Source organism: Citrobacter sp. C1, assembly GCF_014596895.2.
GTDB lineage: Bacteria > Pseudomonadota > Gammaproteobacteria > Enterobacterales > Enterobacteriaceae > Citrobacter > Citrobacter gillenii.
Genome location: NZ_CP115035.1, coordinates 126,658 through 147,186, shown reverse-complemented (window position 1 = coordinate 147,186; position 20,529 = coordinate 126,658). Strand labels below are relative to the sequence as shown.

Below are 20,529 nucleotides of genomic sequence, written 5' to 3'. Positions count from 1 at the left end.
GCGCTTACCGGATCTGTAAACACCCGTAGGCCGGATAAGCACAGCGCCATCCGGCAAAGCTGAGACATCAAAGATGAGTGAAAAAGAGACCTTCTGGCTGGGTATCGATTGTGGCGGTACGTATCTGAAAGCCGGTTTATACGACGCTAAAGGTCATGAGCACGGAATTCACCGGCAATCGTTACAGACGGTGTCGCCCTTGCCGGGTTACGCCGAACGTGACATGCACCAGCTCTGGCAGCACTGCGCAGCCACCATCGCCGGACTCTTACACCGCACCGGCGTATCCGCACAACAAATTCAGGGCGTCGGCATTTCTGCTCAGGGTAAAGGGCTCTTTCTTCTCGATAAGCAGGATAAGCCGCTGGGCAATGCCATCCTCTCTTCTGACCGCCGGGCGATGGACATCGTCCAGCGCTGGCAACAGGACGGGATCCCCGAACAACTCTACCCGGTCACTCGTCAGACACTGTGGACCGGGCATCCCGCATCTCTACTGCGCTGGGTAAAAGAGCACACCCCCCAACGCTACGCGCAAATTGGCTGCGTCATGATGGGGCATGACTATCTGCGCTGGTGTTTAACCGGCGTCAAGGGTTGCGAAGAGAGCAATATATCCGAATCCAACCTCTACAACATGGCGACGGGCCAGTACGACCCGCGCCTGACCGAGTGGCTGGGCATCAGCGAAATCAATGACGCGCTGCCGCCCATCGTCGGCTCAGCAGAAATATGCGGGGAAATCACCGCTCAGGCAGCCGCCATCACCGGTCTGGCGGCGGGTACGCCCGTCGTCGGCGGTCTGTTTGACGTGGTTTCCACCGCACTCTGCGCCGGTATTGAAGATGAATACACTCTCAACGCGGTAATGGGTACTTGGGCGGTCACCAGCGGGATCGCTCACGGCCTGCGCGACCAGGAGGCGCATCCCTATGTCTATGGCCGCTACGTCAATGACGGACAGTATATCGTTCACGAAGCCAGCCCGACCTCTTCCGGTAATCTGGAATGGTTCACCGCCCAGTGGGGCGAGATTTCCTTTGATGAGATCAATCAGGCCGTTGCCAGCCTGCCGAAATCAGGTAGCGAACTCTTTTTTCTGCCCTTTCTCTATGGCAGCAACGCCGGGCTGGAGATGACCTGCGGCTTTTATGGTATGCAGGCGCTGCACACTCGCGCCCACCTGTTGCAGGCGGTTTACGAAGGCGTGGTATTCAGCCACATGACCCATCTCAACCGCATGCGTGAACGCTTTACCGAGGTGCATACCCTGCGCGTGACCGGCGGTCCGGCACACTCCAACGTCTGGATGCAGATGCTGGCGGACGTCAGCGGCCTGCGCATCGAGCTGCCACAGGTAGAAGAAACCGGCTGCTTTGGCGCAGCCCTCGCAGCACGTGTCGGCACCGGCGTTTACCACAACTTTAGCGACGCCCAGCGCTCCCTGAAGCACCCGGTGCGCACGCTGCTGCCGGACATGACCACCCACGCCCTCTATCAGCGCAAATACCGCCAATACCTGGATTTGATTACCGCACTACAGGGCTATCACGCCCGCATTAAGGAGCACGCATTATGAGCCGACCATTACTGCAACTGGCGCTCGACCACACTAGCCTGGAAGCAGCCCAGCGCGATGTCGCCCTTTTACAGGACCATGTCGATATCGTCGAAGCTGGCACGATCCTCTGTTTAACCGAAGGCCTTAGCGCAGTGAAAGCCCTGCGCGCCCAGTGCCCGGAAAAAATCATCGTCGCCGACTGGAAGGTAGCCGATGCCGGAGAAACGCTGGCACAGCAGGCCTTCGGAGCTGGCGCCAACTGGATGACCATCATCTGTGCCGCGCCGCTCGCCACGGTCGAAAAAGGCCACGCCGTCGCGCAATCCTGCAGCGGTGAAATTCAAATGGAGCTGTTCGGCAACTGGACGCTGGACGACGCCCGTGAATGGTATCGCGTCGGCGTTCGCCAGGCGATTTACCATCGCGGACGCGACGCGCAGGCCAGCGGACAGCAGTGGGGCGACGCAGATCTGGCGCGCATGAAGGCGCTGTCCGATATCGGCCTTGAGCTGTCGATTACCGGCGGCATTACCCCTGCCGACCTGCCGCTATTCCGCGACATTAACGTCAAAGCATTTATCGCCGGACGCGCGCTAGCAGGCGCAGCCCATCCGGCGCAGGTCGCTGGCGAATTCCACGCACAAATCGACGCCATCTGGGGAACACAGCATGCGTAATCATCCCTTAGGTATCTATGAGAAAGCACTGGCGAAAGATCTGTCCTGGCCGGAACGGCTGGTGCTGGCGAAAAGCTGCGGCTTTGATTTCGTCGAAATGTCGGTGGATGAGACCGATGAACGCCTGTCACGCCTGGAGTGGACGCCAGCCCAGCGCGCATCGCTGGTCAGCGCAATGCTGGAAACCGGCGTTGCCATTCCCTCCATGTGCCTGTCAGCCCATCGTCGCTTCCCTTTCGGCAGCCGCGATGAGGCGGTACGCGAGCGGGCGCGGGAGATCATGACCAAAGCCATTCGCCTGGCGCGCGATCTCGGTATCCGCACCATTCAACTGGCAGGTTACGACGTCTATTACGAAGAGCACGACGACGGCACCCAGCAACGCTTTGCCGAAGGGCTGGCGTGGGCGGTGGAACAGGCTGCCGCCGCGCAGGTAATGCTAGCGGTGGAGATAATGGATACCGCCTTCATGAACTCGATCAGCAAGTGGAAAAAGTGGGATGAGATGCTGTCATCGCCGTGGTTCACCGTCTACCCGGATGTCGGCAACCTCAGCGCCTGGGGTAACGACGTCACCGCCGAACTGCAGCTGGGTATCGACCGTATTGCCGCCATCCACCTGAAAGACACGCTGCCAGTGACCGCAACGCATCCTGGTCAGTTTCGCGATGTGCCGTTTGGTGAAGGCTGTGTGGATTTTGTTGGCATCTTTAAAACATTGCATGAACTGAACTATCGCGGCGCATTTCTGATTGAAATGTGGACCGAAAAAGCCAGCGAGCCGGTGCTGGAGATTATCCAGGCGCGACGCTGGATAGAAGCGCGGATGCAGGAAGGAGGATTCATATGCTAGAGCAACTAAAAGCCGAAGTATTAGCGGCAAACCTGGCGCTCCCGGCGCATGGTTTAGTCACCTTTACCTGGGGCAACGTCAGCGCAATTGACGAAACGCGCAAACTGATGGTGATCAAGCCTTCCGGCGTCGAGTATGAGGTCATGACCGCCGACGATATGGTGGTGGTGGAGGTCGCCAGCGGTAAGGTGATCGAAGGCAGCAAGAAACCGTCTTCTGATACGCCAACCCATCTGGCGCTATATCGCCGTTTTCCGCAGATCGGCGGGATCGTGCATACCCATTCCCGCCATGCGACGATCTGGTCGCAGGCCGGACTCGATCTCCCCGCCTGGGGTACCACGCATGCCGACTATTTCTATGGCGCGATCCCCTGCACCCGGCTGATGACTGTCGAAGAAATTAACGGCGAGTATGAGTATCAAACCGGTGAGGTGATTATTAACACCTTTGAACAACGTAACCTGAACCCGATGCAGGTCCCGGCTGTACTCGTCCACTCGCACGGCCCGTTCGCGTGGGGTAAGGATGCTGCCGACGCCGTACACAACGCCGTAGTACTCGAAGAGTGTGCCTATATGGGGCTGTTCTCGCGTCAGCTCGCCCCGCAGTTGCCTGACATGCAATCCGAACTGCTCGATAAGCATTACCTGCGCAAGCACGGGGCAAATGCCTATTACGGGCAAAACTGACGCTGAGTTAAGCCTCTTCTGAACAAAAGGAGGCTTAACCTACGCCGAATTAATATGCTCTTTGCAGTAACGGCGCTTCCACGCCGCCGGGGTCAGGCTGGTGTGCGTACGGAAAATTTTGCGAAAATACCCCACGTCGTTAAATCCACATTTAAACGCCACCTCGGTCAGCGACAGCGAATCACTGATCAACAGCTTTTCTGCCGCCCTCACCCGCTGGCGATGCAGCGCTTCGGTTAACGTCAGCCGAAAAACACCCCGGAATACACGCCCCAGATAGTCTGCATTGCAATGCAGCTCTTTCGCCAGCAATGAGGCTGATAGGGGTAAATGGAACTGCGTATGTATCATTTGCTGCGCTTTCCACGCCAGCGCATTACCGGGCGTATCGGCAGGTTGTTCGCTGGCGGCAGCGGATATTTGCTGCAAAATCAGCAACAGGATCAGCTCCAGCGCAACGCTGCGATGGATATTCTCCTGCTCACGTAAAAACTGGCGAAACAGCGAAATAATATATTGTGGCTCATCCACCCGAGTCTGTTGCGGGATCGAAAGCAGCGCTTCAGGCGGTGAAACACGCTCACCGGACTTCACTTCAAAATGCAGCCAATAAAATTTTAAATCGGGCGGAAATTGTCCCACGCCGACATGTAAACGCTGCGGCCACAACAGCAAACTCTCTCCAGCCTGCACGCTAAAAATAGCGTTCCCTTCACGAATCGTTAATGTCCCTTTTTCGACAAAGATAATTTCCCAGGAATGAAGTTGCCTCGCCGGATGACTTCCCACGCCACGAGAAATAAACAGCCCGCCATTTTGTACTTTAATCGGAAGTGACATGGATAATTCAAGCATAACTATTCAATTTCCCGCTTTTAGCACCCTAAAAACCTGCCTTCATCTTTGATTATTCACGATAAAATAGTATCTCGCCGGATCGAAATCACACTTTTTTAATTAAGTCGGAATTGTCATCTTTTTATACTTTTCCCTTCCCTTGTTGGTCTGTGTATTTGGTGCAGAATAAATAACGTACTTTGCAAATGACACAATAAAAGCCCGCAATGTAGCGGGGTACTTTCTGAACATCCTCTCCGGGAGTTATTTATGACTTCGGCTCCGATTACGACCAACGATTTGGCACAACGTGCACAAGACGACAAATTATCTCTGCGTGAAAAAATAGGTTACGGATTAGGCGATGCAGGCGGGACCGTTATTACCTGCCTGATCATGAACTTCCTGACTTTTTTCTATACTGATGTGTTTGGCTTAACGCCCGCACTGGTCGGCACCTTGTTTATTGCCCTGCGCGTATTTGACGCAGTTTCTGACCCGATCATGGGTGTCCTCGCCGACCGCACGCAAAGCCGCTGGGGACGCTTTCGCCCATGGCAGCTGTGGGTGGCCGTTCCCATCGGCATTATTGGCGTTCTGACCTTTACCGTCCCGGACGCCAGCATGGGGGTAAAAATCGCCTGGGCATTTGGCACCTATCTGCTGCTTTCCGTCGGCTATACCGCGATCAATGTGCCGTATTGTGCGCTGATCAACACCATGACGACGCGCCACAATGAAGTGATCGCCTGCCAGTCCTGGCGCTTTGTGCTGTGCGGTGTCGCCGGTTTTTTAGTCTCCGTCGGCCTGCCGTGGATGGTGGAGATACTCGGTCAGGGCAACGCCGCGCAGGGTTATCAGTTTGGCGTGGGCATCCTGTGTGCCATCGCAGTCGTCATGTTCCTGTGCTGTTTCTTCTGGGTGCGCGAGCGGGTACCGCTGGCGATGATGGGGAAATTTACGCTGCGCGAACACATCGGCGGACTGCGTAAAAATGACCAACTGCTGCTGATGCTGGTGATGTCCTTCCTGCTGATCAATGTCTTTAATATTCGTGGCGGCGGGTACATGTACTTCATTACCTACGTGCTGGAAGGCAGTACCGCTTACACCTCGCTGTTTTTCACCATGGTCACCTTCGCCTCGATCATCGGTTCGGTGGTGGTTAGCCCGCTGACGCGACGCATCGACACCGTCAAACTCTATTACTACACCAACCTGGTACTGGCGGCGCTGGCAGCGTTAATGTGGTTCCTGCCAACCGGCCCAGCGCACCAGACGTTATGGCTGGCGGTGATTCTCGGCAACGGCATTATTCTCGGCTTCACGCTGCCGCTGCACTTCTCGCTGATGGCCTTTGCTGATGATTACGGCGAATGGAAAACCGGCGTGCGTTCCTCCGGCATGAATTTCGCCTTCAACCTGTTTTTCATCAAGCTGGCCTGGGCATCCAGTGCCGGGATCATCAGCGTGTTGTTTATTTTTGTCGCCTATCAGCCTGGCGCTGGCAACCAAACCGCCAGTTCGCTGCAAGGTATTACCGCCATGGAGACGCTGCTGCCCGCTCTGTTCCACCTACTGCTGGCGCTGTCTATCCGCCTTTGCAAACTCAATAACCCGATGATGTCGCGCATTGCTACCGATCTGCGTCAGCGTCATGTACAGCCTTAAGGAGCACGAAATGAATGCACAGGAAGTCGACCTGCATAAGCTCACGGTCAGCGATCCGTTCCTCGGACAATACCAGCAACTGGTGCGCGACGTGGTGATCCCCTATCAGTGGGATGCGCTCAATGACCGTATTGCAGAAGCCGATCCCAGCCACGCTATCGAGAATTTCCGCATTGCTGCGGGCCAGCAATCCGGTGAGTTTTACGGCATGGTTTTTCAGGATAGCGACGTGGCCAAATGGCTGGAGGCCGTGGCCTGGTCGCTGTGTCAGAAACCGGATACCGAGCTGGAAAAAACCGCCGATGAGGTGATTGAACTGGTCGCCGCCGCCCAGTGCGAAGATGGCTATCTCAACACCTATTTTACGGTGAAGGCCCCTGAAGAACGCTGGACGAATCTGGCCGAATGTCATGAACTGTACTGCGCGGGTCACATGATAGAAGCGGGTGTGGCCTTCTTTCAGGCGACGGGAAAACGCCGCTTACTGGAGGTGGTATGTCGTCTGGCAGACCATATCGACAACGTTTTTGGACCCGGTGAAAACCAGCTGCATGGCTATCCCGGACACCCGGAAATTGAGCTGGCGCTCATGCGATTGTATGAAGTCACGCAGCAACAACGGTATATGACGCTGGTAAATTATTTTGTTGAGCAGCGTGGCACACAGCCGCATTTCTACGATGAAGAGTACGAAAAACGCGGTCGCACCTCCTACTGGCACACCTACGGCCCGGCGTGGATGGTGAAAGACAAGCCTTACAGCCAGGCGCACCAGCCAATATCTGAACAGCAAACCGCCATCGGTCACGCCGTGCGCTTTGTCTACCTGATGACCGGTGTGGCCCACCTGGCACGCTTAAGCCAGGACGAAGGCAAGCGCCAGGACTGCCTGCGACTGTGGAACAATATGGCCCAGCGCCAGCTGTACATTACCGGCGGGATCGGCTCGCAAAGCAGCGGCGAGGCATTTAGCAGCGACTACGATCTGCCCAACGACTCTGTGTATGCGGAAAGCTGCGCCTCTATTGGTCTGATGATGTTCGCCCGCCGGATGCTGGAGATGGAGGCCGACAGTCAGTACGCCGACGTGATGGAACGCGCGCTGTATAACACCGTACTGGGTGGTATGGCGCTTGATGGGAAACACTTTTTCTACGTTAACCCGCTGGAAGTGCATCCTAAATCTCTAAAATTTAACCATATTTATGACCACGTGAAGCCCATTCGCCAGCGCTGGTTTGGCTGCGCCTGCTGCCCACCGAATATCGCGCGCGTGTTAACGTCGATTGGCCATTACCTCTACACGCCGCGCCAGGACGCGCTGTATATCAATATGTATGTGGGCAACAGCATGGAAATACCCGTTGAAAACGGGACGCTGAAACTCCGCATTAGCGGAGATTATCCGTGGCATGAGCAGGTTAATATCACCATTGATTCCGTGCAGCCAGTACACCACACCCTGGCACTACGCCTGCCGGACTGGTGCTCCGCGCCGCAGGTAATGCTGAACGGTTTGCCTGTAGAACAAGATATTCGCAAAGGCTATTTGCACATAACCCGCACCTGGCAAGAAGGGGATACGCTGAGCCTGACGCTCCCGATGCCGGTGCGTCGGGTATACGGTAATCCGCTGGTTCGCCATGTTGCCGGTAAGGTTGCCATTCAACGTGGACCGTTAGTCTATTGTCTGGAGCAGGCGGATAACGGCGAGGAATTGCATAACCTGTGGCTGCCCAAAGAGAGTGAATTCAGGGTCTTTGAGGGGAAAGGGCTATTCAGCCATAAAATACTGATTCAAACGGAAGGGGTGAAGCAAAGCGCTGATGATGCCACGCAGCAATCGTTGTGGCACTACGATGTCTCCCCCGCTTCCCGGCAAACGCATACGCTGACGTTTATTCCGTGGTTTAGCTGGGCGAACCGTGGTGAAGGTGAAATGCGGATTTGGGTCAACGAGCAGTAATGATATGACGGATGGCGACTGTTGGCGCCATCCGTCAAAACATCATGAAAAAATTGCCCTCTTCCATGAGGACAAACGGGTGAGAATTAGAAACGCCAGCTCACCCCTGACAGGAAAGTGAAGCTGTCATCGCGATCAACCATTGGGCTATCCTTAATATCATCTGGCAGCACGCTATAGTTGGCGCTGGCCAGCAGTGTCAGGTTAGCGGTTAACGCATATTTTGCGGACAGACCGGCATACGGTGTCCAGCTATCGCCTGGGGAATAGCTAGATAACCCGCTACGGCGAGACTCATTGCCTGAGATGCCGTAGTAATATTCGTTGAATTTTTCATCGTAGTAGAGCACACCAATGGACGGCGTCAGCGTCAGCTTGCCCATCGGCATTGGACGGAACAGAGAAACTTCGCCAGCCCAACCGCTGCTGTTGTCCATTACATCCGCTGCGGCAGAGACTTTAACGCTGCCCCATTTCTCATGGTGATACCATGCGGCCCCCGCCATTGCGGTTGCGTCACGCTTGTCGAGCTGCTTCATCGCATGATCGTCGTTATCGCCTGGGTCAAACTCAAGCGGCATCCACGAAGCAGTAATGCTAAATTCATTACTTTCACTCTTCGACAGAATATAACCTAGCGTTGTTTGCCTAAAATAAAATGATTCGCCTTCATAACTGATAAGCGGTACTGCATGGACATTTTCATTGTATCCACGATAAGGAGATTCGTTATATACAGCCCCACCGCCAAGAGAAAACTCTGCGGCTGATGCACTTGCCATAAAAGACAAAGCAACTAGCGCCGCAATATTGCGTTTAATTAACATGCCAACTTTCCATTTTAAAATAAGCTACAAAGCAGGCGCATAATAATGCTTACAATTTCATCAGTGCAAGACGCATATTTATATAGTAATATATAAAATCATATATATATTGGATTCAGCGATGAACAAATTACAACTCAAACACCGGGAACTGAAAATTATTTCGGTCATTGCTGCCAGTGAAAACATCAGCCATGCCGCAACCGTACTCGGCATTGCGCAGGCCAACGTCAGCAAATATCTTGCTGATTTTGAATCAAAAGTTGGATTAAAGGTGTTTGACAGAACCACCCGACAACTTACCCTGACGCCCTTTGGCACCGCGTTGCTACCCTACATCAATGACATGTTAGACAGAAACGAACAGCTGAACAATTTTATTGCCGATTATAAGCATGAAAAACGTGGTCGGGTCACGGTATATGCACCGACGGGAATTATTGCTTACTTATCGCAACATGTTATTGCAAAAATTCAGAATATTGGTGGAATTAGCCTCTCGCTGAAAACCTATAACCTGGAACGTAAAGCATTTTATGAAGGAGTCGAATTCCCTGATGATTGTGATGTTTTAATTTCCTACGCACATCCCAAAGATGAAACACTGGTTGCCAGTTTCATTACTAAATATGCGGTTACGGCTTTTGCCAGCCAGGGATATCTCGATAAACACCCCATCAGTAGCCCTGAAGAACTGGAGCAACATTCCTGTATTTTGATTGATTCAATGATGATTGATGACGCCAATATTTGGCGATTCAATTCAGCCGGTGGCAAGGAGATGCATGACTATCGGGTGACAGGAAATTACGTCTGCGATAATACACAATCCGCGCTGGCGCTGGCACGTAATCATCTGGGTATTGTTTTTGCGCCCAATGAAAGCGTTCAACTTGATATTGAGGCCGGGGCGCTGGTTCCGTGCTTCTCTGAACAGCACGAGTGGTGGCTGGATCTGGTCGCGATTTTCCGTAAGCGTGAATACCAACCCTGGCGAGTGCAGTTTATTCTGGATGAGATGTTGGCGGAGATTCGCGAGCAGCTTACTCAGGTGCTACAACAGCCACCTGAGTAAGTAAAATAGTCTGCACCTAGTGGTCGAGATACAGGTAATGCACCCAACTGGTCATGCGTAACAGGACCTTACGCATCACCGATACATGGGCGAAATGATCCGAATACACCGCGACCTGAGCGTAAATACCATCAGGCAACGCGTTGACGTCCACATTGTCATTCAGTTCAATCGTGGCGATCACCCCTTCCGAACCCGGCGTGGAGTTTAAGGATTGCAACGCGCCGTTCGACTGATACGTACCCCCCGGAACTGCCGGGCTAATCGCGGCCAGTTTTCCGCTATAAACTTTCCCCGGTAGCGCGTTAAATACCACTTCAGCTTCGTCACCTGGCTCCAGTCGCAGAAGTGAGTTTTGGCGGAACTGGGCAATAATCTGTCGTTTTTGATCCGGGATAAACACCATCACCGGACGCATCGGCAGCGCAGCGGCATAGGTGCCCGGTCGGATCAGCACCTGGGTAACATAGCCATCGCTGGGCGCACGAACCACGGTTTGATCGAGGTTAAATTCTGCTTCCGCCAGTTGGGCTTTCAGGCTGGCAATTTGTGAATGCTCACCCATCACCATGCTGTCTAACTGGCTCTGTATTTGCTGTTGCTCTGCGAGGGACGATTTTACCGACGCTTCCTGCGCCAGATAGTTTTGCCGTGCCGCATCGATATCGCGTTCAGAAAAAGGATTTACCTTCGCCTGGCTACCCTGCGCGTAACGCTGGTAATCTTTTGCCAACTTGTCACGCGTGGCCTTTTTCTGCTGCGTGTTCGCTTTCATTTCATCTAACTGCGCAACCAGCGCCTGCTCTTTATGCTGTGCCGTGACAATATCGGCTTTCAGGCGGTCAACCCTCGCCTGATAACGCCCTGGGTTAAGCTTAAACAGCACCTCGCCTTTTTTGATCAGCGTGTTTTTCTTATCCGTGACTTCTGTTACCACCCCGGTCACCTGCGGCACGACGGGAATAGAAATAACCGCCTTTTGCGCCTTAAATGTATACGGATGGTTATAGTTCATCAGTAATATAAGTCCGCAAACAATAAAAATACCGCCCAATGCTGCAGTCGGTACTGTCCATTTATTTACAGGAATTTTAAAAATTTTAAATACAGACCATGCACAAGCCACATAGGTCAAAACGATCAGTAAATCCATCGATATTACTCCGCCGGGGAGGTCTTAACCTCGGCCAGTTTCTTTTCCAGATCGGCTACCCGCTCCTGAAGTTGAATCAGGGAAGAATCAGCGCTTTGCATGCCCCAACCGCGCTCCGGGCGGTAAAGCGTTGCCCAAATCCATAAAAAGGGCCAAATAACATGCAGCGTAAACAGACTTACCCATCCCGCAACATGGATAGCGTCGGCATGAGGATGGTTACGTTTTTTTGCAATTAGATAGGGAATATCATGCAGAATAATAACCCCATAAAAAATGACCAGGAATACAAAAATAAGCACTCCTAATGCAAAATAATCAAGAAACATATTTGCCTCAGGGATTAAAAATAAAGAATTTGTATGCTATTAGTTTTAAATAATAGATTTGAGCATAATAGTGGAATGACCAGATTGAATGCAATTGTCTTATTTATATAACGATATATGGGTTTATATATACCCATCGTCTTTTGAACTGCTTCTTTGTTGGCTTCGTTCGCTCACCCCAGTCATTTACCTGAGTAAACTGCAGAGCATAACTTGATGCCCGGCTCGCTATGCGATACCGGGCAATAAGTGACAGGAGATTAAAACAGCCCCAGCGGTTTATCAGAGTAGCTCACCAGCAGGCACTTGGTCTGCTGGTAGTGGTTCAGCATCATCTTGTGAGTTTCCCGCCCGATACCCGATTGTTTATAGCCGCCAAACGCCGCATGTGCCGGGTAGGCATGGTAGCAGTTGGTCCAGACGCGTCCGGCCTGAATACCACGTCCCATCTTGTAGGCCAGATTACCGTTACGGCTCCAGACGCCAGCACCCAGTCCGTATTGGGTATCGTTGGCGATCTCCAGCGCGTCGTCCATAGTTTTAAAGGTTGTGACCGCCAGCACCGGGCCGAAGATCTCTTCCTGGAAAACGCGCATATTGTTCTTGCCGTACAGGATGGTTGGCTCGAGGTAGTAGCCCTCTTTTAACTCCCCATCCAGTTGCTTACGCCGCCCGCCGGTCAGGACATCCGCCCCTTCTTTCTTACCGATATCAATGTAGTTCAGAATGGTTTCTAACTGCCCATGCGAGACCTGCGCGCCCATTTGCGTGACACTATCAAGCGGGTTACCGCTGCGGATACTCTCCACACGGCGAATGGCTCGCTCCATAAAACGTTCGTATATAGATTCCTGCACCAGTGCACGACTCGGGCAAGTACACACCTCGCCCTGGTTGAAGGCAAATAGCGCAAAGCCTTCCAGCGCCTTGTCAAAGAACGCATCTTCCTCATCCATAACGTCGGCAAAGAAGATATTCGGCGACTTGCCACCCAGTTCCAGCGTGACAGGGATAATATTCTGTGTGGCGTACTGCATGATCTGCTGGCCGACTTCCGTCGATCCGGTAAACGCCACTTTCGCAATGCGTTTTGATGTCGCCAGATATTCGCCGATTTCTCCGCCTGCACCGTTGACCACGTTCACCACGCCCGGTGGCAGCAAATCGCCGATAACTTCCATCAGCAGCAGCACCGACAGCGGCGTCAGACGAGCTGGCTTCAGCACCACGCAGTTACCCGCTGCCAGGGCCGGCGCCATCTTCCAGCTCGCCATCAGCAACGGGAAGTTCCACGGGATAATTTGCCCGACTACGCCGAGCGGTTCATGGAAATGATACGCCACCGTATCGCTGTCGACTTCACTGATCCCCCCTTCCTGGGCTCGAATACAGGAGGCGAAATAGCGGAAATGGTCAATGGCCAGCGGCACATCTGCCGCGCTGGTTTCGCGGATTGGCTTACCGTTATCCCAGGTTTCTGCCGTCGCCAGCAGCTCCAGGTTTTGCTCCATGCGATCGGCAATCTTGAACAGGAGCGCAGCACGATCCTGGACGGACGTATGCGCCCATTTATCTTTGACTTTGTGCGCGGCATCCAATGCCAGGTCGATGTCTTTTTTGCCGGAAGAGGCCACTTCGCACAGTAACTGCCCGGTGACCGGCGTCAGGTTCTGGTAATACTCACCGTCCACCGGTGCCACCCAATCGCCGCCGATAAAGTTATCGTATCGGGCTTTTAACTTCAGGGGATAACCATACTCGCCGGGATGAATACGCGTTGAAGGGGGGTTATTGGTCATGACCGTCTCCTTGCTGTAGGGGTACTACAAAGGTAGACGGGACTGGCGAATTATTCGCCAGCCATTTACTGCTTTACGACAGATGTCACGGTTTACATTGCCGCGCGATAGATCGCCATGATTTCCTCATGCGTCGCCTGAATCGGGTTGGTAAAACCACAGGCATCCTTCAGGGCGTTGGTCGCCAGAATAGCAAAATCTTCTTCCTTCACGTTCAGGTCGCGCAGGCCTGCCGGAATTGCCACTTTCTGCGCCAGCTCACGGATCGCCGCGATGCAGGCCTCAGCGCCTTGCGCTTCGCTCATATCCGCCACATTCACACCCATTGCAGCCGCGCAGTCACGCAGGCGAGCCGCAGCAACCTTGCTGTTGAACACCTGAACATGCGGCAGCAGGACGGCGTTGCACACCCCGTGCGGCAGGTTATAGAAACCGCCCAGTTGGTGCGCCATTGCGTGAACGTAACCCAGAGATGCATTGTTAAAGGCCATACCGGCGAGGAACTGCGCGTAGGCCATGGCTTCGCGCGCCTGCGCGTTACTGCCCTCTTCCACGGCAACCGTCAGATTTTCAGCAATCATCGTTACCGCTTTGAGTGCACAAGCATCGGTAATCGGCGTGGCAGCAGTGGAAACATAGGCTTCAATGGCGTGGGTCAGCGCATCCATACCGGTGGCCGCCGTCAGAGACTTCGGCATACCGACCATCAGCGAGGAATCATTTACCGACAGCAGCGGGGTTACGTGCTTATCAACAATCGCCATTTTAATGTGGCGTTCTTCATCAGTGATGATGCAGAAACGGGTCATTTCAGATGCCGTACCCGCCGTGGTGTTGATGGCAATCATCGGCAGCTGTGGTTTTGCAGAACGGTCAACGCCTTCGTAGTCACGAATGTCGCCGCCGTTAGCCGCCACCAGCGCAATGCCTTTCGCACAGTCATGTGGTGAGCCGCCGCCCAGGGAAATAACGCTATCACACTGGTGTTCTTGCAGAAGTTTCAGACCCGCCGTAACGTTGCTGGTAGTTGGGTTAGGATGTGTACCATCAAAAATAACACTGAAAATATCACGTTCCTGTAAGGCCTTTTGAATATCGCCCGCCATCCCTAATTGGGTCAGCATGGCATCCGTCACGATTAACGTACGACGGAATCCATATTCCGCCATTGTATTCATGGCATCCTTCAATGCACCAGTACCGATTACGTTCACAGATGGGATAAAAAATGTTGAAGCAGCCATTGTACAATCCTTAATTACTCTAAAGAGGTAGGCAGCATACGTGTGAAAATCCCATCAAAATATGATCGTGGTTGTTATTTTAATAACACCAGAAATTAAAAAAGCACATTAGGTTTAAAATCTAATGTGCTTATATAAATCAACCGCTATTTTGTATTAATTCATGTTTTCTATGAATTAATTGTGTCATTACTTTTCGGGAAACAGTAATGCATCGCGTAATAAATGATCATTTCCCCGGCGACGGGTAAACCCAATACGGTCAAAATATTCCAGGATTTGGATAGCCAATTTACGTCCCACATTCAGCCTGTCGCGGAAATCAGCGGCACAGGTTGATCCTCTTTCCAGATCCAGTTCGCGGATCATATTGGCAAAAGCCACGATGCGATCGTTACGATAATAGCGATCTTTGACGATCGCGGTAATGATGCCCTGCTGCGCTGCCTGCCGTAGCGCTAGACGCATGGCCTGCTCATCAGTGCCCGTTTCTTTCGCCAGGTCCCGCACCCACCACGGCTCATCGCCGAAGAGAGGCTCAACTTTTTGCCAGATGGCCTGCTGCTCATCGCTAAAGCCGGCCTTATGGTCCGGTAAATGCAGCCAGCCATGGTGGCTATGGATAACGCCGCTATCGCGCATTTTTTCGATCAGCAGCAGGACCAGCGCTTCGTCTTCCATCGGCAGCGCCATGCGCCGCAGACGCTCACGCCCCGGTCCCGGCTCATCGCGATGCTGCTCGTGGTACGTCGCCAGCGTATCCAAAATTTTACGCTGCCAGCGGGCGGCAACAGAGGCATTCAACAGGCTATATCCAGCCTGAATAAAACCATGTTGCTCAATCAACGGGCGCATACCGTCGCCGTTAAGCTGGCGCGCCCATGCGAAATCGGGGATGTTCACCGCGCCACGCGTCAGATGCACTGCCAGCGCGTCGCCGTCATTCTGTGCGTTTTCCAGCGCCGATAGCCACTGCAGATACTCCGGTTTACGCTTGCCACGACGCGGCGGGTTGAGCGTCACCACGCGTGCACCCGCAAGCGTCGTGCGGGCAGAAATATCGCGCAGCACCAGTCTGTCGTTATCGGCCAGCCACAGCGGCGTATCAAACACCAGCTCCGCCAGCGTCCCTTCGAGCAGGGAAATACGCCCGGTCACGTGGCTGGCCGCGTGGTGAATATGCAGCGGTTGCCACTGTGTCAGCGGGGCGGCGTGCTCTAAAGAGACAATGACGCGGGTCAAGGCATCCGGCGGTGCATCGGACAACAGCCAGTCACCGCGGGTGAGCTGTTCTTTCTCCGCATCGCCAGCAATATTCAGGGCAATACGCTGCCCGGCATGAGCGTACTCAGTGGCCTGGTTTTGCGCATGCAGACTACGCACGCGCATCGGTTTGTTGACCCCAGTCAGCCACAGCGTGTCGCCAACGTTCACTTCACCACTGAGCGCCGTGCCGGTAACTACCAGGCCCGCCCCCTTCACCGTAAAGGCGCGGTCAATTGCCAGCCGGAAGGTGTGATTGCGGGCCAGCTCTCGCGCAGGCAGCTGCAGCAGATGCTCACGTAATGCATCAATACCCAGCCCTTCACTGGCGGCGGTCACGAAAAGTGTCGCCCCGGCAAAACCAAAGTTTGCCAACGTTGACTGCACCTCTGCACGCACGTCGTCAATACGCGCGTCATCCACGCGATCGGCTTTGGTCAGCGCCACGGTGAGCTGCGGATTGCCCGTCAGTTGCAGGATCTGCAAATGCTCCCGCGTTTGCGCCATCACGCCATCATCGCAGGCCACCACTAACAGCGCGTGATCGATGCCGCCGACGCCCGCCAGCATGTTGGACAGAAACTTTTCGTGTCCGGGAACGTCGATAAACCCCAGCACGCGGCCATCCGGCTGCGGCCAGTAGGCATAGCCCAAATCGATGGTCATGCCACGTTTTTTTTCTTCCGGCAGACGATCGGCATTCACACCGGTAATCGCCTGTAATAACGTGGTTTTTCCGTGGTCAACGTGTCCGGCTGTTGCAATAATCATTTCAGCATCATCTCCATAAACCGGGGCTCGTCTTCAAGACAGCGCAGATCCAGCCATAAGCGGCCATCATAAATTCGCCCAATGACCGGCACCGGTAGCGCGCGCCAGCGGGCAGCCAGGGCCTCAAGGCGGCTACCGCGCCCGTCATGCGGGGTAAAGGTTAATGCCGCGCTGGGCAGTCTATCAACCGGTAGCGAACCACTGCCAATCTGCGACAGACAAGGCATCACGTTCAGTGCAAACTCGCCGCCATAATGTTGTTCGAGCTGTGCCTGTAAGCGTTGTGCCTGTTCGCGGATCGCCTCTTCCTTACGGGTGAGCAGGCGCAGCGTGGGTAATTTTTCCGCCAGTGCTTCCGGATGCAAATAAAGCCGCAGCGTGGCTTCCAGTGCCGCCAGGGTCATTTTATCGGCCCGCAGCGCACGTTTCAGCGGATGACGCTGCAGCCGGGCAATCATCTCTTTCTTACCGACGATAATTCCGGCCTGCGGCCCCCCCAGCAGCTTGTCGCCCGAGAAGCTGACCAGGCTAACACCCGCGGCAATCAACTGCTGCGGCATCGGCTCCTTGGGTAAACCGTACAGGCTGAGATCCACCAGCGAGCCGCTGCCCAGATCCGTCACCACCGGAATATCCAGCTCATGACCGATCGCCGCCAGCTCGGCTTCATCCACCGTTTTGGTAAAGCCTTCAATGCTGTAATTGCTGGTATGCACTTTCATCAACAGACCGGTATTTTCATTCACTGCCTGACGGTAATCGCTGGCGTGCGTCCGGTTAGTGGTACCGACCTCATGTAGAACGCACCCGGCCTGGCGCATCACGTCCGGAATACGAAATGCGCCGCCAATTTCCACCAGCTCACCGCGTGAAACCACCACCTCTTTACCATTGGCGGTTGCAGCCAACATCAGCAGCACCGCTGCCGCATTGTTATTAACGATGCAGGCATCTTCGGCTCCCGTAATGCGACACAACAGGTCCGCCAGCGCACGATCGCGATGCCCACGACCGGCGCCGTCGAGGTCATACTCCAGCGTCACCGGCGCGTGCATCACCTGCATCACCGCCTCAATCGCTTCTTGCGCCTGCAACGCACGACCCAGGTTGGTGTGCAGCACCGTACCCGTCAGGTTGATAACCGGACGCAGCGCGCTGTGCGACTCGCGTTCCAGCCGGGCGCTGGCTTCTTGCGCCCAGTCGTCACTCCACGCCGGGAGCGCCTGCGCGTCGCGAATCGTTTCCCTGGCTTCGTCGAGCATATGGCGAAGCAGCTCCACCACCCGGGTATGGCCGTGAGACTCACGTAAGGCAAGAAAGGCGCTATCGCGCAATAAACGATCGATCGCAGGAAGCTGGCTGTAGAGTGAACGCATGTCGGTTGTCATGAAAGGGCCTGGCTGTTGGTGGCCCTCTCCGCCGGGGAGAGGGATAGCAATATGGGGGGATTGTACCGTGAGTTTGCTCAGGCGGACATAATACGCATCAAGCCTTTGGCGGTTCCGTGCGGGCAAAGCTCTCACGCTGAAAGAGCGTTTCCACCAGTTTGACCAGTCGCGGTCGGTCAACACACCAGCCGGGTGCGACGCGGCGGAAATTGAGATAACCCACGGCGCAGGCGATGGCGACGGTGGCCAGATTCACCGTGTCCGTTTTCAGTGTACCGTCTGCCAGATAGCCTTCCAGCACATCCAGGCTGCGGGTAATTTTCTCGCGCTGGCGCAGCAGTTCGATTTCTGATTGCTGTGCGGCTGGCCGGGCCTGTTCACGTACGGAGACAAGTCCAGCATCCATAATACCGTCCGCCAGCGCTTCAATCTGACGCACCTTCAGCGCCGCCAGCGGATCGCGCGGTAACATGGCTGGCGCAATATCCAGCAGCTCAATGTATTCGGCGATGATTGGCGAATCGAACCAGTACTCGCCCTCATCGGTGACCAGCGCGGGCACTTTTCCTAACGGGTTGTAGCGCGCCACGCCGTTTTCGACGTTGTAGGGGAGTTCATTAACGAATTCGAAGATGATGCCCTTTTCCAGCAACAGAATAGAGATTTTTCGCACAAAAGGGCTGGTATAGCTACCAATGAGTTTCATGCCGTGTCCTTTTTGCCAACAAAAATATCAGTATGGCTCAGGCCACGGCAAATGGCAGGTGACGACGGTCTCAATGATCCAAATAAAGGTAATGCATCCAGCTGGTCATACGCAGCAGTACTTTACGCATCACCGACACGTGGGCGAAATGGTCGGAGTAAACCGCCACCTGGGCATAAATGCCGTCCGGTAAGGCGTCAACTTCGGCATTCGGCTCCAGTTCAATCGTTGCCAGCACGCCATCGGTACCCGGCACCACCGTTAAGGACTGCAATGCGCCCTGAGCCTGATAAGAGCCTCCCGGCACAACCGGCAGAATGCTGGTCAATTTACCGGAGAAAACCTGGCCTGGTAGCGCATTAAACACCACTTCCGCTTCATCGCCCGGTTCAAGACGCAGCAATGAGTTCTGGCGGAACTGGGCCACAATCTGGCGTTTCTGTTCCGGAATAAAGACCATCACCGGTCGCAGAGGCAGCGCAGCGGCATAGGTCCCCGGACGGATCAGCACCTGCGTGATATAGCCATTACTTGGCGCACGCACGACGGTCTGATCCAGATTGTATTTGGCTTCAGCAAGCTGAGCACGCAGAGAGGCAACCTGCGACTGCTCGCCGTTAACCATGCTGTCTAACTGACTTTGGATCTGGGTTTGTTCCGCAACGGAGCCTTTCACCAGCGCATCTTGTGCCAGGTAGTTTTGGCGGGCGTTGTCGATATCGCTTTCAGAAAACGGGTTAACCTTCGCCTGGCTGCCTTTCAGGTAGCGTTGATAATCTTTATACAGACGATCGCGCTCGGCAGACACTCGCGTGGTGTTGGCGACCGCTTCCGAAAGTTGCGCTTTTAAATTATCGATATTGTGCGTTGCGGTAACCAGGTCGGCCTGCAGCCTGTCGACGCGCGCCTGGTAGCGGCCTGGATCGAGTTTGAACAACACCTCGCCTTTTTTAATCAGCTGATTATTTTTATCGGTAACCTCACTCACAATCCCCGTAACCTGCGGCGTAATTGGAATGGATATCACCGCTTTTTGCGCGGTGTAGGTATACGGGTGGTTATAGTTCATTAATAAAATGAGGCCCGCAACAATAAACACGCCACCTAAAGCTGCGGTAGCAAGCGTCCATTGGTTTACCGGGATACGGAATATCTTAAAGATGGCCCAGGCAAATGCCACGTAGGTCAAAACAATCAACAGATCCATGATCAGCGCTCCTGCGTGTTCTTATCAGCGGCGGGTTGCACCGCAGCCAGTTTTTGTTCCAGATCGGCTACGCGCTTCGCAAGAGCGTCAATATCAGGGTTGCCCGTCATTGGCTGAATATGGTTTTGCATTCCCCAGCCGCGTTCGGGTTGGTAGAGCGTGGCCCAAATCCACAGGAACGGCCAAATGGCATGGAGCGTAAACAAGCTAATCCAGCCCGCCGTATGAATCGCATCGGCATGGGGATGGTTACGCTTTTTAGCCATGTTGTAGGGAATATCATGGATGGCGATGATTCCGTAGAACAGAACCAGGAAGACGAAAATGAGCACGCCCAACGCGAAATAATTTAGAAACATACCTGCCTCGAATTCACACTAATTAGAGTTTTTTTGTGCTGGCAGCCGTATGTACCCTGGCTGATGTCTTGAACATAACTGGAGTTGGCAATTTTTGCCATACCACAAAAAAAATATATTTTCTGAGTAAAAATTGCTTTATTTTCCGCAA

At 54.0% G+C, this 20,529-nt stretch carries 18 protein-coding genes; 7 read left to right on the top strand and 11 right to left on the bottom strand.

From position 1 onward, the window contains the following. Positions 1-73: 73 nt before the first annotated feature. Genes IB214_RS00715 through araD form a run of 4 tightly spaced genes read left to right on the top strand, consistent with a single transcriptional unit; the run spans position 74 to position 3,783 of the window. A complete protein-coding gene (locus tag IB214_RS00715) occupies positions 74-1,579 on the top strand; it encodes an FGGY-family carbohydrate kinase (protein ID WP_117342525.1) in 1,506 nt (501 codons plus the stop codon). Further along, complete coding sequence (ulaD, locus tag IB214_RS00710) at positions 1,576-2,238, top strand: 3-keto-L-gulonate-6-phosphate decarboxylase UlaD (protein ID WP_117342526.1); 663 nt, start codon at positions 1,576-1,578, stop codon at positions 2,236-2,238. The genes IB214_RS00715 and ulaD overlap by 4 nt, the downstream gene beginning before the upstream one ends. Further along, a complete protein-coding gene (locus IB214_RS00705; protein ID WP_117342527.1) occupies positions 2,231-3,091 on the top strand; it encodes an L-ribulose-5-phosphate 3-epimerase in 861 nt (286 codons plus the stop codon). The genes ulaD and IB214_RS00705 overlap by 8 nt, the downstream gene beginning before the upstream one ends. Further along, positions 3,085-3,783, top strand: a complete 699-nt coding sequence (gene araD / locus IB214_RS00700; protein WP_117342528.1) for an L-ribulose-5-phosphate 4-epimerase — start codon at positions 3,085-3,087, stop codon at positions 3,781-3,783. Before IB214_RS00705 ends, araD begins: the two co-directional genes overlap by 7 nt. Positions 3,784-3,822: 39 nt before the next feature. On the opposite strand, the gene IB214_RS00695 is transcribed toward araD, so the two are convergent. Continuing rightward, positions 3,823-4,638, bottom strand: coding sequence for a helix-turn-helix domain-containing protein (locus tag IB214_RS00695; protein WP_117342529.1), 816 nt, complete (start codon positions 4,636-4,638; stop codon positions 3,823-3,825). Between the two features lie 252 nt (positions 4,639-4,890). Between IB214_RS00695 and IB214_RS00690 the strand changes: the two genes are divergently transcribed. Both IB214_RS00690 and IB214_RS00685 read left to right on the top strand, forming a co-directional pair. Next, positions 4,891-6,291 carry an MFS transporter gene (locus IB214_RS00690; RefSeq protein ID WP_096759122.1) on the top strand — a complete coding sequence of 467 codons (1,401 nt, stop codon included), beginning with the start codon at positions 4,891-4,893 and terminating at the stop codon, positions 6,289-6,291. 10 nt (positions 6,292-6,301) lie between these two features. Next, complete coding sequence (locus tag IB214_RS00685) at positions 6,302-8,257, top strand: glycoside hydrolase family 127 protein (protein ID WP_117342530.1); 1,956 nt, start codon at positions 6,302-6,304, stop codon at positions 8,255-8,257. A gap of 86 nt (positions 8,258-8,343) precedes the next feature. Here IB214_RS00685 and IB214_RS00680 read toward each other — a convergent pair whose 3' ends face one another. Continuing rightward, positions 8,344-9,084: a MipA/OmpV family protein gene (locus tag IB214_RS00680; RefSeq protein WP_096759120.1), complete on the bottom strand. Its 741-nt coding sequence runs from the start codon at positions 9,082-9,084 to the stop codon at positions 8,344-8,346. A 121-nt stretch (positions 9,085-9,205) separates the two neighbouring features. Here IB214_RS00680 and IB214_RS00675 point away from each other — a divergent pair, with 121 nt between their 5' ends. Then, positions 9,206-10,159 carry a LysR family transcriptional regulator gene (locus IB214_RS00675; RefSeq protein WP_115257191.1) on the top strand — a complete coding sequence of 318 codons (954 nt, stop codon included), beginning with the start codon at positions 9,206-9,208 and terminating at the stop codon, positions 10,157-10,159. Positions 10,160-10,175: 16 nt separating this feature from the next. On the opposite strand, the gene IB214_RS00670 is transcribed toward IB214_RS00675, so the two are convergent. The 9 genes from IB214_RS00670 to IB214_RS00630 all read right to left on the bottom strand — a co-directional run bounded on the left by IB214_RS00670 (position 10,176) and on the right by IB214_RS00630 (position 20,378). Further along, a complete protein-coding gene (locus IB214_RS00670; protein ID WP_117342531.1) occupies positions 10,176-11,312 on the bottom strand; it encodes an HlyD family secretion protein in 1,137 nt (378 codons plus the stop codon). 5 nt (positions 11,313-11,317) lie between these two features. Continuing rightward, positions 11,318-11,641 carry a DUF3302 domain-containing protein gene (locus IB214_RS00665; protein ID WP_117342532.1) on the bottom strand — a complete coding sequence of 108 codons (324 nt, stop codon included), beginning with the start codon at positions 11,639-11,641 and terminating at the stop codon, positions 11,318-11,320. 260 nt (positions 11,642-11,901) lie between these two features. Then, on the bottom strand, positions 11,902-13,440 hold the full coding sequence (gene aldB / locus IB214_RS00660; RefSeq protein ID WP_117342533.1) for an aldehyde dehydrogenase AldB: 1,539 nt from the start codon (positions 13,438-13,440) through the stop codon (positions 11,902-11,904). A gap of 92 nt (positions 13,441-13,532) precedes the next feature. Beyond that, a complete protein-coding gene (gene yiaY / locus IB214_RS00655; protein ID WP_117342534.1) occupies positions 13,533-14,684 on the bottom strand; it encodes an L-threonine dehydrogenase in 1,152 nt (383 codons plus the stop codon). A gap of 189 nt (positions 14,685-14,873) precedes the next feature. Beyond that, positions 14,874-16,718 (bottom strand): selenocysteine-specific translation elongation factor, encoded by a 1,845-nt coding sequence (gene selB / locus IB214_RS00650; protein ID WP_117342535.1) that lies wholly within the window; start codon positions 16,716-16,718, stop codon positions 14,874-14,876. Beyond that, a complete protein-coding gene (gene selA / locus IB214_RS00645; RefSeq protein WP_117342536.1) occupies positions 16,715-18,106 on the bottom strand; it encodes an L-seryl-tRNA(Sec) selenium transferase in 1,392 nt (463 codons plus the stop codon). The genes selB and selA overlap by 4 nt, the downstream gene beginning before the upstream one ends. A 97-nt stretch (positions 18,107-18,203) precedes the next feature. Beyond that, positions 18,204-18,812 (bottom strand): glutathione S-transferase, encoded by a 609-nt coding sequence (locus IB214_RS00640; RefSeq protein WP_117342537.1) that lies wholly within the window; start codon positions 18,810-18,812, stop codon positions 18,204-18,206. A 70-nt stretch (positions 18,813-18,882) separates the two neighbouring features. Continuing rightward, entirely contained in the window at positions 18,883-20,019 is a 1,137-nt protein-coding gene (locus tag IB214_RS00635; RefSeq protein ID WP_115257186.1) for an HlyD family secretion protein, read from the bottom strand. Between the two features lie 2 nt (positions 20,020-20,021). Then, complete coding sequence (locus IB214_RS00630) at positions 20,022-20,378, bottom strand: DUF3302 domain-containing protein (RefSeq protein WP_117342538.1); 357 nt, start codon at positions 20,376-20,378, stop codon at positions 20,022-20,024. Positions 20,379-20,529: the final 151 nt, after the last annotated feature.

Excerpts from the sequence above, each read along its gene's own strand:
- IB214_RS00680 (WP_096759120.1), bottom strand. The coding sequence starts at position 9,084 with ATGTTAATTAAACGCAATATTGCGGCGCTAGTTGCTTTGTCTTTTATG.
- selA (WP_117342536.1), bottom strand. The coding sequence starts at position 18,106 with ATGACAACCGACATGCGTTCACTCTACAGCCAGCTTCCTGCGATCGAT.
- IB214_RS00675 (WP_115257191.1), top strand. The coding sequence starts at position 9,206 with ATGAACAAATTACAACTCAAACACCGGGAACTGAAAATTATTTCGGTC.
- IB214_RS00635 (WP_115257186.1), bottom strand. The coding sequence starts at position 20,019 with ATGGATCTGTTGATTGTTTTGACCTACGTGGCATTTGCCTGGGCCATC.
- araD (WP_117342528.1), top strand. The coding sequence starts at position 3,085 with ATGCTAGAGCAACTAAAAGCCGAAGTATTAGCGGCAAACCTGGCGCTC.
- IB214_RS00665 (WP_117342532.1), bottom strand. The coding sequence starts at position 11,641 with ATGTTTCTTGATTATTTTGCATTAGGAGTGCTTATTTTTGTATTCCTG.
- yiaY (WP_117342534.1), bottom strand. The coding sequence starts at position 14,684 with ATGGCTGCTTCAACATTTTTTATCCCATCTGTGAACGTAATCGGTACT.
- aldB (WP_117342533.1), bottom strand. The coding sequence starts at position 13,440 with ATGACCAATAACCCCCCTTCAACGCGTATTCATCCCGGCGAGTATGGT.
- IB214_RS00695 (WP_117342529.1), bottom strand. The coding sequence starts at position 4,638 with ATGCTTGAATTATCCATGTCACTTCCGATTAAAGTACAAAATGGCGGG.
- IB214_RS00670 (WP_117342531.1), bottom strand. The coding sequence starts at position 11,312 with ATGGATTTACTGATCGTTTTGACCTATGTGGCTTGTGCATGGTCTGTA.
- ulaD (WP_117342526.1), top strand. The coding sequence starts at position 1,576 with ATGAGCCGACCATTACTGCAACTGGCGCTCGACCACACTAGCCTGGAA.
- IB214_RS00685 (WP_117342530.1), top strand. The coding sequence starts at position 6,302 with ATGAATGCACAGGAAGTCGACCTGCATAAGCTCACGGTCAGCGATCCG.
- selB (WP_117342535.1), bottom strand. The coding sequence starts at position 16,718 with ATGATTATTGCAACAGCCGGACACGTTGACCACGGAAAAACCACGTTA.
- IB214_RS00690 (WP_096759122.1), top strand. The coding sequence starts at position 4,891 with ATGACTTCGGCTCCGATTACGACCAACGATTTGGCACAACGTGCACAA.
- IB214_RS00630 (WP_117342538.1), bottom strand. The coding sequence starts at position 20,378 with ATGTTTCTAAATTATTTCGCGTTGGGCGTGCTCATTTTCGTCTTCCTG.
- IB214_RS00640 (WP_117342537.1), bottom strand. The coding sequence starts at position 18,812 with ATGAAACTCATTGGTAGCTATACCAGCCCTTTTGTGCGAAAAATCTCT.
- IB214_RS00705 (WP_117342527.1), top strand. The coding sequence starts at position 2,231 with ATGCGTAATCATCCCTTAGGTATCTATGAGAAAGCACTGGCGAAAGAT.
- IB214_RS00715 (WP_117342525.1), top strand. The coding sequence starts at position 74 with ATGAGTGAAAAAGAGACCTTCTGGCTGGGTATCGATTGTGGCGGTACG.